Genomic DNA, 455 nt, shown 5'->3' on the forward strand with positions numbered 1-455 from the left:
GAAAGAACAACTAGCAACTTTCTTGGTGCGTGTACTTGGTCAAGATGAAGCGGCTAAAGGCAAAACGGGTACAGACACAACGGTTTCCGGTTGGGCACAAGGTTATGTAGCCCTTGCTCTTGAACTAAAACTTCTTTCTAACAATGAAGATGGTAAATTCGGCGGTATGAGCAACGCAACACGCGACTTGCTTCTGAGCGGCGCATACGAAGCGAAACAACAATATGTACCGGCTGGTAAAGTATCCGTAACAGGTGCAAAAGCAGCAGGCGTATACAAAGTGACAGTTTCCTTCAACAAACCAGTTGATACAGACAAAGCGAAAGTTGCTTTGACAAAAGGAACACAAGCTGTTGCTAGCACAACAACATGGTCGGAAGATAAAAAAGTAGCAACACTAACAACGGAAACAAGAATCGGTGAAGGCGAGTACACAGCGACAGTATCTGGTCTTG

It is taken from the genome of Paenibacillus silvestris (assembly GCF_009882985.1).
Taxonomy (GTDB): Bacteria; Bacillota; Bacilli; order Paenibacillales; family NBRC-103111; genus Paenibacillus_E; species Paenibacillus_E silvestris.